The organism is Mesorhizobium sp. M0340, assembly GCF_040321535.1.
Lineage (GTDB): Bacteria > Pseudomonadota > Alphaproteobacteria > Rhizobiales > Rhizobiaceae > Mesorhizobium.
In genome coordinates, this window is sequence record NZ_JAMYRR010000052.1 from 1 (window position 1) to 13,832 (window position 13,832).

14 protein-coding genes are annotated in these 13,832 nt (G+C 60.7%); 7 read left to right on the top strand and 7 right to left on the bottom strand.

Going from position 1 to position 13,832, the window contains the following annotated elements:
- Positions 1-118 precede the first annotated feature (118 nt).
- The 4 genes from NKI79_RS32320 to NKI79_RS32335 form a co-directional block, all read right to left on the bottom strand.
- A complete protein-coding gene (locus tag NKI79_RS32320) occupies positions 119-2,146 on the bottom strand; it encodes a hydantoinase/oxoprolinase N-terminal domain-containing protein (RefSeq protein WP_352807296.1) in 2,028 nt (675 codons plus the stop codon).
- Positions 2,147-2,306: 160 nt separating this feature from the next.
- Positions 2,307-3,017, bottom strand: coding sequence for a hypothetical protein (locus NKI79_RS32325; protein ID WP_352648384.1), 711 nt, complete (start codon positions 3,015-3,017; stop codon positions 2,307-2,309).
- A 289-nt stretch (positions 3,018-3,306) separates the two neighbouring features.
- Entirely contained in the window at positions 3,307-3,933 is a 627-nt protein-coding gene (locus tag NKI79_RS32330) for a CDGSH iron-sulfur domain-containing protein (protein ID WP_352807298.1), read from the bottom strand.
- A gap of 241 nt (positions 3,934-4,174) precedes the next feature.
- Entirely contained in the window at positions 4,175-4,549 is a 375-nt protein-coding gene (locus tag NKI79_RS32335; protein ID WP_352807323.1) for a hypothetical protein, read from the bottom strand.
- A 367-nt stretch (positions 4,550-4,916) separates the two neighbouring features.
- On the opposite strand from NKI79_RS32335, the gene NKI79_RS32340 reads away from it, so the two are divergent.
- Genes NKI79_RS32340 through NKI79_RS32350 form a run of 3 tightly spaced genes read left to right on the top strand, consistent with a single transcriptional unit; the run spans position 4,917 to position 7,036 of the window.
- Positions 4,917-5,933: a hypothetical protein gene (locus NKI79_RS32340; protein WP_352807301.1), complete on the top strand. Its 1,017-nt coding sequence runs from the start codon at positions 4,917-4,919 to the stop codon at positions 5,931-5,933.
- Complete coding sequence (locus NKI79_RS32345) at positions 5,920-6,525, top strand: GTP pyrophosphokinase (protein WP_352807303.1); 606 nt, start codon at positions 5,920-5,922, stop codon at positions 6,523-6,525. The genes NKI79_RS32340 and NKI79_RS32345 overlap by 14 nt, the downstream gene beginning before the upstream one ends.
- A gap of 19 nt (positions 6,526-6,544) precedes the next feature.
- Positions 6,545-7,036, top strand: a complete 492-nt coding sequence (locus tag NKI79_RS32350) for a hypothetical protein (RefSeq protein WP_352807306.1) — start codon at positions 6,545-6,547, stop codon at positions 7,034-7,036.
- Between the two features lie 22 nt (positions 7,037-7,058).
- Here the strand turns inward: NKI79_RS32350 and NKI79_RS32355 are convergent, their stop codons facing one another.
- Genes NKI79_RS32355 through lepA form a run of 3 tightly spaced genes read right to left on the bottom strand, consistent with a single transcriptional unit; the run spans position 7,059 to position 10,081 of the window.
- On the bottom strand, positions 7,059-7,718 hold the full coding sequence (locus NKI79_RS32355; protein WP_352807308.1) for a DarT1-associated NADAR antitoxin family protein: 660 nt from the start codon (positions 7,716-7,718) through the stop codon (positions 7,059-7,061).
- A complete protein-coding gene (locus NKI79_RS32360; RefSeq protein ID WP_352807311.1) occupies positions 7,718-8,236 on the bottom strand; it encodes a DarT ssDNA thymidine ADP-ribosyltransferase family protein in 519 nt (172 codons plus the stop codon). Before NKI79_RS32360 ends, NKI79_RS32355 begins: the two co-directional genes overlap by 1 nt.
- A gap of 39 nt (positions 8,237-8,275) precedes the next feature.
- A complete protein-coding gene (lepA, locus tag NKI79_RS32365) occupies positions 8,276-10,081 on the bottom strand; it encodes a translation elongation factor 4 (protein WP_292664584.1) in 1,806 nt (601 codons plus the stop codon).
- A gap of 159 nt (positions 10,082-10,240) precedes the next feature.
- Here lepA and NKI79_RS32370 point away from each other — a divergent pair, with 159 nt between their 5' ends.
- From NKI79_RS32370 to msrA, 4 genes are all read left to right on the top strand, one after another.
- A complete protein-coding gene (locus tag NKI79_RS32370) occupies positions 10,241-11,305 on the top strand; it encodes a TadE/TadG family type IV pilus assembly protein (RefSeq protein ID WP_352807314.1) in 1,065 nt (354 codons plus the stop codon).
- Between the two features lie 343 nt (positions 11,306-11,648).
- Positions 11,649-12,359 carry a DUF1223 domain-containing protein gene (locus NKI79_RS32375; RefSeq protein WP_352807317.1) on the top strand — a complete coding sequence of 237 codons (711 nt, stop codon included), beginning with the start codon at positions 11,649-11,651 and terminating at the stop codon, positions 12,357-12,359.
- Positions 12,360-12,437: 78 nt separating this feature from the next.
- On the top strand, positions 12,438-12,752 hold the full coding sequence (locus NKI79_RS32380) for a hypothetical protein (protein ID WP_352807320.1): 315 nt from the start codon (positions 12,438-12,440) through the stop codon (positions 12,750-12,752).
- A 76-nt stretch (positions 12,753-12,828) separates the two neighbouring features.
- Positions 12,829-13,557: a peptide-methionine (S)-S-oxide reductase MsrA gene (gene msrA / locus NKI79_RS32385; RefSeq protein WP_352476876.1), complete on the top strand. Its 729-nt coding sequence runs from the start codon at positions 12,829-12,831 to the stop codon at positions 13,555-13,557.
- The last annotated feature ends 275 nt before the right edge of the window (positions 13,558-13,832 follow it).

The following is a 13,832-nucleotide window of genomic DNA, read 5'->3' on the forward strand; positions in this document are numbered from 1 at the left end:
GATGCTGCCAAAGTCCCCATCAGCCATCGCATCAAGAAATGCGCCTGGAACGACGACTATCTCATCAATGCCATCACTCATATGCGATAGCCCTGCCCTCGAGGGGGAGATTACGCGCTCATACAGCAATCCTTGGCCTGCCCGACGCCACCGCGACGACATGCGCCTCGATGAACATGCGCTGGCCCTCGACGGTCGAGACGCGGAACTCGCTGGCGATTTCGATCTCGGCGCTGTCGGTGCCGGCGTCCTTCGCCCGCCCGGCGGCAATCGCCCGCACGTCTTTCTCCGCCGCGGCGATCGCCGCCGCCTCGTCGTTGAAGTCCCGCACGCTTTCGCCTGAGGCGACACGGAACAGCCCTTCCTTGGGCTGGCTGACCCGCGCCTCGGCCGAGACCCGGACCTGGCCGACGACGGCGCCGAGCGCATTCGCGACATCGGTATCCTCCGGCACCACGCATCGATTGCCGACCAGCTCGGCCAGCCCGGCATAGTGCAGCGGCGCCGAGGCGCCGAGGCCGATCACCGGACGGTCGAGCGCGACGCTGAGCCGGGCGATGCCGGGATGGGCGTCGACGGCACGCTGGACCAGCGCATGGGCGACGGTCGCCGCGCCATCCAGGCCGTCCTCGGCAAAGGCGGTTTCGAGGATGACTTCCGCCGAGAGGCGGGTCAGCGCGGTCAGCACCCGTTCCGAGATCGCCTCCGGCGACGCGGCGATGAACTGGCCGCGGCCGTCACGCCTGCGCGCGAACAGCTCGGCACCGAGACGCGCCGCGGCCGCATCCCAATTGGCCTGCCTGCCCAGCACATGCGCGGCATCCGACGGCGTGAAGCCGGCGACATGCACCAGCCCGCGCGATACCAGCCGGTTCAAGGTGGCGTTCTGGGCATTCGAGGTCAGCAATCTGTCGAGAGCCTGCGGCACGGCACCGATCAGTTCGTAAAGCCTGGCTTCGGCACCGGTCAGTCCGGCCGCCAGCCGCTCCGGCACGCCGGTGCGCACCGCCAGGCGGCCATCCATGCGGCCGGGGTTGGGGGCCCGCAGCTGGCGTTCCAGCTCTGATGTAACCGCCTCGCCATGTATCATGCCGGCCAGCGCCAGCGGCACCAGGCGGCGCGGCCCGAGCAGGATTTTCGGGTTGAGCGCGCCGTCCTCCAGCGCCACTTCGGAATCGCCGCCCAGCCCAAAGGTGCGCATGGCGACGGCTTCGACCATGGTGCGGAAGCCGCCGACGGTGGCGCCTTCCGGATCGAGCCGCGGCCGGCCCTTGTCGAGCACGGCGACGTCGGTGGTGGTGCCGCCGATGTCGGAGACCACGGCATCGTCGAGGCCGGTCATGTGGCGGGCGCCGACGAGGCTGGCGGCCGGGCCGGACAGGATCGTCTCGATCGGCCGCTGGCGGGCAAAGGCGGCCGAGACCAAAGCGCCGTCGCCGCGCACCACCATCAGCGGGGCGGCGATGTTGCGCGCGGTCAAAAAGCCTTCGGTCGCCGCGACCAGCCGGTCGATCATCGAGATCAGCCTGGCGTTGAGCAATGTCGTCAGCGCCCGGCGCGGGCCGCCGAGCTTGGCCGACAGCTCGTGGCTGGCGGTGACCGGCAGGCCTGTTATGTCGCGGATCAGATCGCGGGCGGCAAGCTCATGCGCCGGGTTGCGGGTGGCGAAATAGGCGCAGACGGCAAAGCCGGACACCGACTTTTCCAGTTCCGGCAAAGCTGCCTCGAGCCCGGACAGGTCGAGCTTTGCCGCATTGCCATGGACATCGTGGCCGCCGGGGCAGAACACCACCGGATCGGTGCCAAGTGCGGCCTTCAGCCCGTCACGGGCCAGGTCGCCTTCGGCAAAGCCGATCATCACAAGTGCTACGCGCCCGCCCTGGCCCTCGACCAGCGCATTGGTGGCTAGCGTCGTCGACATTGACACCAGTTTTATCGCAGTCGGGTCGGTGCCGGCTTTTTGCAGCACCGCATCGACCGCGCCCGATATGCCGACGGCGAGATCGTGGCGCGTCGTCAGCGCCTTCGCCTTGGCCAGCACCTTTCCGCCGGGGCCGCCGGCTTCCGACCAAAGCACGGCGTCGGTATAGGTGCCGCCGGTGTCGATGCCGAGGAAGAGGGGTGAGGGTTTGGGCCTGGCGGTCATATTTGGGTCCGGAGAATTCGTCTCCGCCCCTTAGCGGATACCGGCGGATCGATAAAGCCGTGATGGCTGGGCCAAGATGGGAGTTCGATCTCCCCCCTCGTGGGGGAGATTGGCAGCTTGGCCGCCTACCCCACAAGAAAGGCTTGTTGGCCAAATAGGGCTACGCCCGGTTGCCCGGCGAGCCTTCGAGCGGCCTGCCGACAGAAGCGGTGGGCCGTTCGCGGCAGAAATACAAGATCGTCAGCATCACCGCGACAAGCAGGATGGCGTAGTAGATCGAGACGCGGGCATAGACCTCCGCCTTTTCCACCGGGAACGTGCGACCCTCGATGGCGGCGCGCGCCACCATCGAGGCAACCAGCGCGTCGCGGGAGAAGATCAGGTTTATTGCGGTCAATGGCAGGACCGAGGCGAACAGCAGGGCATTGCAGAGCTTCGCCCTGAGCTCGAAGCGCAGCAGCATCACGCCACACCAACTGTAAAGGGTGCTGTAGAGCGCAACGGCCGCTGTCTTCAGCGGCGTGTCCTCCACCATGAACAGGAACGGCGCGCCGTCGTCTGGTCCGGTGAGGCGCAGCAGGGCCCATATCCCGGACAGCACACCCATCGTGCCGAGCAACAGATTGGCCCATTGGCGCTGGCCGGCAGGCTGCTCCGTCTGCGCATAGGACAGCAGCCATTCGCCCAGCGAGACGTTTGCCACCCTTACAAGGCTGAGCAGGATCAGCGAAAGGACCTGCCGGGCCGCCCATGACGCCGGCTGGCCAAGAACGGTCTCGGCAATGCCGAGCTGGTCGGCCAGGACGACGGCCGTGTTCACCCAGGCGTAATCGATACAGAGGCTGAGAAACAGCAAGACATATTTGCGCACTTTGAAATCCCCCAAGCCCGACGACCGCCATTCCGGCATATGCACGCACCGGTAGCAAAGATCTAACATCAACCGGGCGCAGTTGTCGAAGGCCGAGATTGGCGGCGAGCGCTGGGCCGCGACGCCTAATCTCCTTGAGGGGGAGATGTCGCCGAAGGCGACAGAGGGGGTCGGTACGTCCTGACGCGACCCCCAATAGTGGACAGAGGATGCCGGCGCTCCACGCGAGACGACCCCCTCTGTCCTGCCGGACATCTCCCCCACGAGGGGGGATTGGCAGCTTTGCCGCCTACCCCACAAACCCCACCTTCTTGTGGCTGCCATCGCAGAACGGCTTGTTGGCGGAATGGCCGCAGCGGCAGAGGAAGGCGCGTTGGGTGCGATCGACCGTGTGGCCGGTGCCGGTGACGATTTCGACATTGCCCTCCAGCTTGAGCGGGCCGTTGGTCGTCGGTGTGACGGTCAGCGGGCCATTGCGCGCCTCCAGCGCCGGCGGATCCTTCAGCGGCGGCTCGCCCGTGGCGGTGAAGCCTGCCTTGGTGTGGCTGCCGTCGCAGAACGGCTTGTTTTCCGAAGCGCCGCAGCGGCACAGCGTGGCGCGGAAGAACGTCTCGCCGCCCAGCACGATCTCGGCATGCAGCGCCAGCGGACCGTTTTCCCTTATGCGCACGGTGTTGACCACCGGCGGCTGTTCCTGGGGCCCGCCATCCTTTCTGACGTAGGTGATGGCGCCGGACGGGCAGGCTTCGGCGAGCGCCACGATCTTCTCGACGCTGGCCGCCTCGGGGTGGATCCATTGGCCGGGCGCATTGGGCACGAAGACATGCGGATCGCCCAGCACGCAATTGCGCGAATGGATGCAGCGGCGCCCGGAAAAGCCGATATCGATTTTTTCGCCTTCGACCGTGCCTGCCATGGGTGCATCTCCTTGCTGAAGGCGTCACGCTATGGCGGCGGCCGGGACGGCGTCAAGCTGCCTGAGAGGCTGGGCGCCTGATCTCCCCCCTTGAGGGGGAGATGTCGCCGAAGGCGACAGAAGGGGGGCGTTGCGCGTGGAGCGCCGGCATCATCTGTCCGCGATGGGACGTCGCATCAGGACGTACCGACCCCCTCTGGCCTGCCGGCCATCTCCCCCTCAAGGGGGAAGATTTGCCACGTCACGGCACCAGATCGATTTCCTCGGTCTCGCCGCCGCTGCAGGTGTAGCAGCAATCGTCGCACTTTTCCGTGTTGCCGGGGCCGACCCCCCAATAGGTGTTTTCGTCGCCATCGACCCAGGCGCCATAGCAGATCGATTCGCCGTCATTGCAGGACAGCGGGATCGACTTGGTCTCGCCGTCGTTGAGATAATAATCCTGATTGTTGCCCGGCCAGACATGGTCGCGGTCCTGACTGTAGAGTTCGACGCGCATGGCGTTCGGATGGCTGTTCTTGATCTCGAAGGTGACATCGCCGGCATGCGCGACGGGCGCAAACAAGGCGGCAAGGCAAAGCGCCGCGGCGGCGCTGCGCGCGGAAGCGTAAGACGACATGATGAGGAACGACACGGCCTCCCTGGCCGCTAGGGGGAACATGGCATGATGGCGGGATGGGTGGAAGAGGCGGCAGCGACGATGTCCGAAGTGAAGCGCATGTGGTGTCTCCCCAAGCCGGGGAGAGGATACGCCAAGGGAGGGGATGGTGAAGGGTGGGGCTTGAGTTGAAACGACTCAGATTAGCCGAGGAGCGGTCAATGTCCGTCTGCTCGCAAAAGTCAGCGTGTTATCAACGCAGTTCGCCACGAATAGCACGTGATTCCTGTGAAGAACCTCCTGCAGCGCGTACTAATGACCTTGCATACGACTCGATTGTAGCACTGCAGCGAAATACAATAGTTTCCGGGTTAATTTGGGGGATGTAATGCAGCTTGTTCACTTTCATGCCTTCGCAGTTTCGGCGTCGAATTGGGGCGAGGCTCCGAACATTCAGGGCGGCCGCATACAGGTGGATGCCCAGATTGAAGAGCTAGTCTCTAAGAATGTTCAAAAAGCAAAATTTGACACCTGTCTCGAGTCTGTCTTCGAGACTGATGATAACCGACATAATGACATGCGTGAGCTTGTGCGTAGGCATGCGTTTGGAGACGAGAATGGCGCCGATGAGGCTGCAAAGGAAATCTCGGAACGCCTGTCAGTTGCTATGGACAATCGATCGCACCCTGCTCTTCTGTTGATCGCATCACAAAAGGACGGCTCCATTTCTCAGGCGTCACTTTGGACCTTTCCAAGGGATGAGGCGCTACGGCTCATTAACCAGAGGACGGCTTCCCTCCAAGTCTTGACTGATATATTCAGCCAGACTTCACGGTTGCGCAAAGCCGCCTTCTTCCAAGGCGGCCAAGCTACGACCGAGTTTCTCGGCGGCAAAATTCTCGATCTTCAATCAGGTGGCGGCCCTAGGGCGGTTGCTGATTTCTGGTTGTCCGACTTCCTACTATCCACACCCGCAATCAGGCCGAAGGCCGGCACTCAGATGATAGCCAAATCGCTGATTCAATGTGCGAAGGAAACAGCGGATCTCACTGAGCAACAGCAGCTTCAAAGCGCGGCAATGAGCATCAGGAGTGGTCCGAAACAAAAGTGGAGTCCGAAGGAAGTAGCCGATAATTTCTTTGGAGTTGACTTGGCGGCACGGTTTCAAAGCAAATTTCCAAACGCAGCCACCTATAACACCTCGATCGAGATCGATCAGAATACATATGCGGATAGTTTAAATTTTGCAGTCTATAAGCTCGATTCCGGTGTTATCGTTTCCAGTCCATTTTCGGAGATAGGTGAAAGCGTGAGAATTACTGAAACGGCAAAGGAGGGTAGCCGTCTCTCTTTGGAGGGTCGAGTGGTGAGCCAGAAGGTAAGGTCGCCCAATGGAGTACGATGAATTTTCGAAGATATACAACGATGCCCTTCCGGGACTTGCACGACTCAACGATTGTCTTGACCGCACGCTAAACAAAATAGTCGAGCCGCTGCGTCACATCGACAGATGCCAATGCCGAGTGAAAGCCACGAACAGCGCGTACAAAAAGTATATGAGTAAGTATGTAGGTCGATCGCCTCCATTGATGAATTTTGATGACCTTGTCGCTGCTCGAATTATCGTCTTCTTTACGTCGGACATTTCCGTCGTCCGTTCCGCCCTTTTAGAACATTTCGACAGAGTGGAGAGAACCGAGAAGAAACCCGAGTTTGATGATCAATTTGGTTACGAAAGCGAGCATCTCGTTTTCGTGGTTCCGCCGCATTTAAAACCTGACACGCCCGACGAATTCTGCCCTAGTACATTTGAAATCCAGCTACGGACGATTTTGATGCACGCCTATGCTGAGCCGCAGCATGACATTCTTTACAAATCTTCTGGCGAGATTCCGAAGACGATCCGTCGGCGCCTAGCCTGGATCGCAGCTTCATGTTGGGGTGCAGACCGCGAATATGAGGAACTTCGTCGCTGGAGTGAAGCAATCGGCAATTGAGCCCTCCGGAGGATGCTCCATGAAAGTTCGAGATCACCTTCGTGCTATCGCTTTCGAGATCGGAAGTAAGTCGCCCTACTATTCTAGCGATGACGTGATATCTGAATTGCGGAGAATGCGGCCGGATTTGATTAGGCAGGAGTCGAGGAAGCTGGAGGACATAGCCCTTCGCCGGATCCTGAACGACATAGAGAGCCGGCAATCCTCATCCTTCAATTCCGACCAGGCTGATTTGTTCTCCCCGCTCGGTGGCGCGCCACTTTCATTTCGTGGCAGTGATCTTGACGAGTCAGTCGCAGATAGGAGGCTCAGGATGCTCCTTCACAGGATTCCTGTTGGACTTTTAAAGAAGTATGTCGCGCGGGAGCAGCCAATCCGGCCGAAGAAAACAAAGGTCGACGCTATTAAAGGCCTGCTGGAAAGATATGCGGACCAGCTAAAGTCGGATAATGACTCGTTAGAAGATGCATTGAGGCGATACAATGAAGAACACGGGCCTCACTCATCTTGATATATTGCAAGATTTACCGGTACTAGAGTGTAGAAAAAGTGCGGCTAATTTTTGACCTGAACAACTCATAATCCTCCGCACTTTCTTTTAAGCGCCCACAGGCGGAAAGCGACATGAGTATAGCAAGAGCTCTAGCTTGGCTGTTTATTGATCGCTCCGGATTGAACTCGATATCCGAGAATCCATCCATCGAGCTAAGATTGCGCGTAAGAAAATCTTCGTGCCTATAGAGGCATCTTATGTAAACCCAGTCGTAAAACGCATTGGTCGGTGAGCTGGAATATACAGTGCCTTCAATTTGAAACCACACGATATTTCCAGATGTACGTATGCGTTGATCTCGCTTAGCTTCAATCGGCGTTTTGTCATATATATCGATGTAGGGGCCACCTTTGGTGAAGACTTTGCTGCCCTGATAGAGCGACTCCATCGGGATGTCTTTGTCTCCGAGACGGTACTTTAAGCTAAAGGCGCTCAGCCTTCGGCCTAGTTCTTCTTCAGATTTAGTCGATATCTCTAAGACTCTGCCGAGGCCCGCATTCGAAGCGGCCAAGTGAAGACCTCTTACGTTCTTGCGTTTTTGACTCTCGGCAAATCCGGGATGCCACAGGAACTCGAAGTTTCTGACTTCAAAAAGCTGAGCCCCATTTCTAACTGGAATGAATACCGGTCGAGTTGCCATCAGAGATTGATTATCATTGCAAGAGGGACGTTCGTGGGAATAAGGACCTCATACTTCGATGCTTGACGCAATCGTTCTTGGATAGCAGAGTCCTTCCAATCTGTTCGTTTAAGGATCACCTCCCAATCCAGTTGACTCTTGGCCTCCTCCCAAGTCAGCAACTCCACACCCGCCTTGTTGGATACGTCAGCCGTGAACCGAACGCCGGGCAATGCCAAGACCTCATACTTGACCTTGAGGTGCTTCACTTCCTCGATTCGCCCTTCCTTGGTGGCGACATATTCCATTGGGTGCTGGTCGCGCATCGACAAGTTCACGTACTGATCCAGCTCTCTTTTTACAGCCGACTTTTGGCTCCAATCGTTGCCGCCGGGCGCTCCGATTTCTATATTTCGGCGACGAAGTTCGCGCAGAGATAGCAACCCGTGTTCTCTTATTGAGTCCAGGTTTCTCCGGTCAGTGAAATGAAACAGGGAAAAGCGGTTCCTAATTTTGGCAACAAATTCTTCAATCGTCATGACACCCACCCAATGTTGATGCCATGATAGGTAGAGTTGTTAATCCCCCATCTTCAAGGCCTGGATAAACGCCTCCTGCGGGATATCCACCTTGCCGAACTGGCGCATCCGCTTCTTGCCCTCTTTCTGCTTGTCGAGCAGCTTGCGCTTGCGCGAGACGTCGCCGCCGTAACATTTGGCGGTGACGTCCTTGCGCAGCGCCGAGATGGTTTCGCGGGCGATGACCTTGCCGCCGATCGCGGCCTGGATCGGGATCTTGAACAGATGGTGCGGGATCAGCTCCTTCAGCTTCTCGCACATCTGGCGGCCGCGCTTTTCCGCCGCCGTGCGGTGGACCAGCATCGACAGCGCGTCGACCGGCTCCTCGTTGACCAGGATCGACATTTTCACCAGGTCGCCCTCGCGATAGTCGGTGAGGTGATAGTCGAACGAGGCGTAACCCTTGGAGATCGACTTCAGCCGGTCGTAGAAGTCGAAGACCACCTCATTGAGCGGCAAATCGTAGATCAGCATGGCGCGCTTGCCGACATAGGACAGGTCGGCCTGGATGCCGCGCCGGTCCTGGCATAGCTTCAGGATGCCGCCGAGATAGTCGTCGGGGGTGAGGATGGTGGCGCGGATCCACGGCTCCTCGATGGCCGAGATCTTGACCACGTCGGGCATGTCGGCCGGATTGTGCAGTTCCTTGACCGTGCCGTCGTTCAACAGCAGGCGGTAGACGACCGAGGGCGCGGTGGCGATGAGGTCGAGGTTGAATTCGCGCTCCAGCCGCTCCTGGATGATTTCGAGATGCAAGAGGCCGAGGAAGCCGCAGCGATAACCGAAGCCGAGGGCGGCACTGGTTTCCATTTCGAATGAGAAGGACGCGTCGTTGAGGCGCAGTTTGCCGACGGCGGCGCGCAAATCCTCGAAATCGGCGGCGTCGACCGGGAACAGGCCGCAGAACACCACCGGCTGCGCCGGCTTGAAGCCGGGCAGGGCTTGTGCCGTCGGGCGCTTGTCCTCGGTGATGGTGTCGCCGACGCGGGTATCGGCAACCTCCTTGATCGAGCCGGTGAAGAAACCGAACTCGCCGGGGCCGAGCTCGTCGACATTGATGCGGGCGGGCGTGAAGACGCCGGTGCGCTCGACCAGGTATCTGGCGCCGGTGCCCATCATGCGGATGGTCTGGCCCTTCTTCAGCACGCCGTCGATGATGCGCACCAGCACGATGACGCCGAGATAGGCGTCGTACCAGGAGTCGACCAGCATCGCCTTCAGCGGAGCCGTGATGTCGCCCTCGCGCGGCGGCGGCAGATCGTTGACGATCGCCTCCAGCACGTCGGGAATGCCCAGCCCGGTCTTGGCCGAGATCAGCACGGCGTTGGAGGCGTCGATGCCGATCACCTCCTCGACCTGCTCGCGGATGCGCTCGGGCTCGGCGGCGGGCAGGTCGACCTTGTTCAGCACCACGACGATCTCATGGTTGTTGTCGATGGCCTGGTAGACATTGGCCAGCGTCTGCGCCTCGACCCCTTGCGAGGCATCGACGACCAGCAGTGAACCCTCGCAGGCGGCAAGCGAGCGCGACACTTCATAAGCGAAGTCGACATGGCCGGGCGTGTCGATGAGGTTGAGGATATAGTCCTGCCCATTGTTGGCGCGGTATTTCAGCCGCACCGTCTGCGCCTTGATGGTGATGCCGCGCTCGCGCTCGATGTCCATCGAGTCCAGCACCTGCTCCTTCATGTCGCGCAGCTCCAGCCCGCCGGTCGACTGGATCAGCCGGTCGGCAAGCGTGGATTTGCCATGGTCGATATGGGCAACGATGGAGAAGTTGCGGATGTTCTTGATCGGCGTGGTCATGCGGCGCGCTTTAGCAGGGGCACGGTATATCGGCAAGCGGCGGGACGCCGGCGGGGCGGCGGGGCGGCAAAGTCGTTAAACTTTGATCCATGAGATTAGAGCATAGTTTGCGCCCGGCGTGATAGCCCACCGGTCTATCGCCGTTTCGGGGGGATCGGAATGCCGCCGTCAGCACGCAAATTTCTCAGATCGGTGAGCGGCTCGTTCGCGCCGATGCTCGCCATCCTGCTTATCCCGATGGTTGCCGCATTGGGCTTTTCCATCGACTATACCTCGGCGGTTTCAACCAGGGCATCGATGCAGAACGCCCTCGATGCAGCGTCGCTGTCGATCACGACGCTTGCGACGGACACCTCATTGGCGGACCGCCAGGTAAAACTGCAGGAGACATACCTGGCCAATGGCGGGCAAGGCACGGCCAAGCTCGACAGCTTCGTCGTCGCCACCGACGGCGCCGCCAGCATCAAGGCTTCCGCCGGCTTTGCCATGCCGACGAATTTCATGCAGATCGCCAGGATCAACACGGTGCAGGTCGGCGTTGCGTCGGCAGTGACAAAGCGGCCGGCGCTGGTGCAAGCCACGTTCAAGGTGACCAAGGTCTCGGGCTGGTGGGGCAAGACAATGACACTCTACGGCACCAAATTCGGGGACACGGTGGCCAACAAGCTGATGAAGATCACCTACACATACAACGGTTATGGCGATCCGAAAGGCTATGGCACGGCGACCGTCTCCACCATCAACGGAGCGACGATCACTACGGTCCAGCAGCAGGTGTGTACGACCACCACGGTGCTCAGCTTTTATGGGCTGCCCAGCACCACGATCACCCAGACCGCTTCCAACGGCAAGAAATATGCGACCACTTGCGTCAACACCATGTACCCGGCGACCGGTGCCGGCGCGGTGATCGACGTCAGCCAGATGGACCAGCTCTATCTGCAGATGGATGTGCCGTCAGGCAATCCAACGGTGCTCAAATCGAACGATCCGGCGACATCGAACCGCCTCTACGCGGACGGCGTCGAGATCGCCAGTGGCCAAACGGTCGATATCTTTACGCTGGTGCCGTGCGGCCAGACCAGCACACAAGCGTGGGAAGACGGGGGATCGCCGGTGCCGACATCTCCGACCATCACCGATTCCAACGCGGACTTTGTCTACACAGTAACCGGCAAGTGCGCCTTCAATCAGCGGGCATCGGAAACGCTGTTGACACAATAGGACGCCGCAGCTGAGTGCGAGGGCATATCGGCCCGCTTAGGCTGCCCGTCCATCACACCGCCGCCCGGTCACACCGGGTGGCGTGTTGGTTGCGAGCGACCGTCTTCCCTTCGCCCCCTGTAGGAGAAGACGGCCGAGCAAAGCTCGGTCGGATGAGGGGTGTTCCAGAAGACGCCGACGCCTCATTTCTTCCAGCACCCCTCAACCGTCTCGGCGTTTCGCGCCGATCCACCTTCTCCCACAAGGGGAAGGGAGAGCTGCGAACGATCACGAAGCGGTGATGCTGTAACGAACCGTGTGTCGGCGGCGAAGTGTGGACATGGAACCGCACAGGAGAACAGCGATGACCGGATCGAGACGCAGCACAGCCCTGAAGGGGCTCGCCGCAATGCTGTTTTCGGCAACTGTGCTGTCGGCAACCGGCGCGGCCGCCGGCCAGACGCAGACCGTCGTCGAGCTGTTCACCAGCCAGGGCTGCTCGTCCTGCCCGCCGGCCAACGCCAATCTGATCAAGGTCAAGGACCGGCCCGGCGTGCTGGCGCTCTCCTTCAACGTCACCTACTGGGACTATCTCGGCTGGAAGGACACATTCGGCAAAGAAGAATTCACGCAGCGCCAGGTCCGCTATGAACCGTCGCTCGGCCGTTCCGGCCCGTTCACGCCGCAAGTGGTGGTCAACGGCAGGGCCGATGCGGTCGGCGCCAGGCCGGGCGAGATCGAGCAGCTGATTTCGAGCGGCGGCCGCGCCGACGGACCTTCGCTGTCGTTCGCCGGCAGGACGGTCAGCATCGGCGCCGGTCCGGTGCCCGGCGGCAAGGCCGACGTCTGGCTGGTGCATTACGGCAAGGGCGTCGTCGAGGTGCCGGTGGCGCGCGGAGAAAACACCGGCCGCACGCTGCCGCACGCCAATGTCGTGCATTCGCTGACCAGGCTGGGCAGTTGGACCGGCGACGCCACCGCGCTGCCGCTGCCGGCGACGACGGGCGGCCTTAGCACGGCGGTGCTGGTGCAGGTGCCGGGCGGCGGGCCGATCCTTGCTGCCGCTACGAATTAGAAACCCTCCCGAAATTCCCCCAACGCGCAGCGGCGCCGCCGCATGCCGTCAACCCCTGCCAAACCCAAGGAGATCATCATGACCAATCTTTTGACCAATCGCCCGACCCTGGCGGCACTCGCCTTCGCACTTTGCTCGGCGGCGCTGTTCGAAGGAGGCGCGGCGCGGGCCGAAGATGCGATGAAGCCGGCGATGGCGATAAACGCCATGAAGCCGGCAACGGATGCAATGAAGCCGGCCGGCGCCATGGCGGCTGACGCAATGGCCACGACCGCGATGAAGGCGACAGATCCGATGAAGGCCGACTGCATGAACAAGGCCGACGCCGAGACGGACGCCATGAAGAAGGCAGAGGCGACCAAGGCCTGCGATGCCATGGCTCCGGCCAAATAGGCGATGCGCACAGCAATGTGAGAGCCCGGCGGACCTATCCGTCGTATAATCCACACCACATCATGGGAGATCAGACATGACCGCAGCCGTGAAACGATCGTCGATTTTCGCTAAAGCAGCAGCTGCCGCGCTCATCCTCACGGCCGCCGCTGCCGTATTCTGGCAGACCCCGGCAGTCTCGGCCGAAGACGCGGTGGTGATCCCGCCGCCGGCAATGGACGAGAAGGCCACCGCCGGCACCGAAAAGGCGGTCTTCGCCGGCGGCTGCTTCTGGGGTGTGCAAGGCGTGTTCCAGCACGTCAAGGGTGTCACCAGCGCCGTCTCCGGCTATGCCGGCGGCGACAAGGACACGGCCGTCTATGAAATGGTCGGCACCAGCCGGACGGGCCATGCCGAATCCGTCGAGATCACCTACGAGCCGTCCAAGGTTACTTACGGCCAGCTGCTGCAGGTGTATTTCTCGGTGGCGCACAATCCGACGCAACTGAACTACCAGGGGCCGGACAGCGGCACACAGTACCGTTCGACGATCTTTGCGGAAAACGACACGCAGAAAAAGATCGCCGAAAGCTATATCGCCCAGCTCGACAAGGCCAAGGTGTTTCCTAAGCCGATCGTGACGACGCTGGAGACCGGCAAGAGCTTCTATCCGGCCGAGGACTACCACCAGGACTTTCTCACGCTCAACCCGACCTATCCCTATATCGTCTACAACGATTTGCCCAAGGTCGAGAACCTCAAGCGGCTGTTCCCCAACCTCTACAGCGAAAAGCCGGTGCTGGTGCTGGCAGCCAACAAGAGCTGAGCTTTTGCGCCGGCGGGCGCGACGGAGAATAAGCGTCGGCGATCCTTCGCACCCCCTCTGTCCTGCCGGACATCTCCCCCGCAAGGGGGGAGATCGGCTATCACCTCGACCTTCGCCAAATCTCCAACGTTCAGGACGAGCGGAGCGCTGAAACTGCTAATCTCCCCCTTGCGGGCAGGGGAATCGCATATGGCGATTTTGGGGTTGAGTTTAGGCTGAGAAAGGATTCTTTGGAGAGGCAGTTGAGCGAAGGAGCGACTGCCATTTCCTGCCTT

Coding starts and splice junctions, on each gene's coding strand:
- NKI79_RS32350 (WP_352807306.1), top strand. CDS start 6,545: ATGAAAGTTCGAGATCACCTTCGTGCTATCGCTTTCGAGATCGGAAGT.
- NKI79_RS32335 (WP_352807323.1), bottom strand. CDS start 4,549: ATGTCGTCTTACGCTTCCGCGCGCAGCGCCGCCGCGGCGCTTTGCCTT.
- NKI79_RS32345 (WP_352807303.1), top strand. CDS start 5,920: ATGGAGTACGATGAATTTTCGAAGATATACAACGATGCCCTTCCGGGA.
- NKI79_RS32360 (WP_352807311.1), bottom strand. CDS start 8,236: ATGACGATTGAAGAATTTGTTGCCAAAATTAGGAACCGCTTTTCCCTG.
- NKI79_RS32355 (WP_352807308.1), bottom strand. CDS start 7,718: ATGGCAACTCGACCGGTATTCATTCCAGTTAGAAATGGGGCTCAGCTT.
- NKI79_RS32370 (WP_352807314.1), top strand. CDS start 10,241: ATGCCGCCGTCAGCACGCAAATTTCTCAGATCGGTGAGCGGCTCGTTC.
- NKI79_RS32380 (WP_352807320.1), top strand. CDS start 12,438: ATGACCAATCTTTTGACCAATCGCCCGACCCTGGCGGCACTCGCCTTC.
- NKI79_RS32340 (WP_352807301.1), top strand. CDS start 4,917: ATGCAGCTTGTTCACTTTCATGCCTTCGCAGTTTCGGCGTCGAATTGG.
- NKI79_RS32320 (WP_352807296.1), bottom strand. CDS start 2,146: ATGACCGCCAGGCCCAAACCCTCACCCCTCTTCCTCGGCATCGACACC.
- NKI79_RS32375 (WP_352807317.1), top strand. CDS start 11,649: ATGACCGGATCGAGACGCAGCACAGCCCTGAAGGGGCTCGCCGCAATG.
- NKI79_RS32330 (WP_352807298.1), bottom strand. CDS start 3,933: ATGGCAGGCACGGTCGAAGGCGAAAAAATCGATATCGGCTTTTCCGGG.
- msrA (WP_352476876.1), top strand. CDS start 12,829: ATGACCGCAGCCGTGAAACGATCGTCGATTTTCGCTAAAGCAGCAGCT.
- lepA (WP_292664584.1), bottom strand. CDS start 10,081: ATGACCACGCCGATCAAGAACATCCGCAACTTCTCCATCGTTGCCCAT.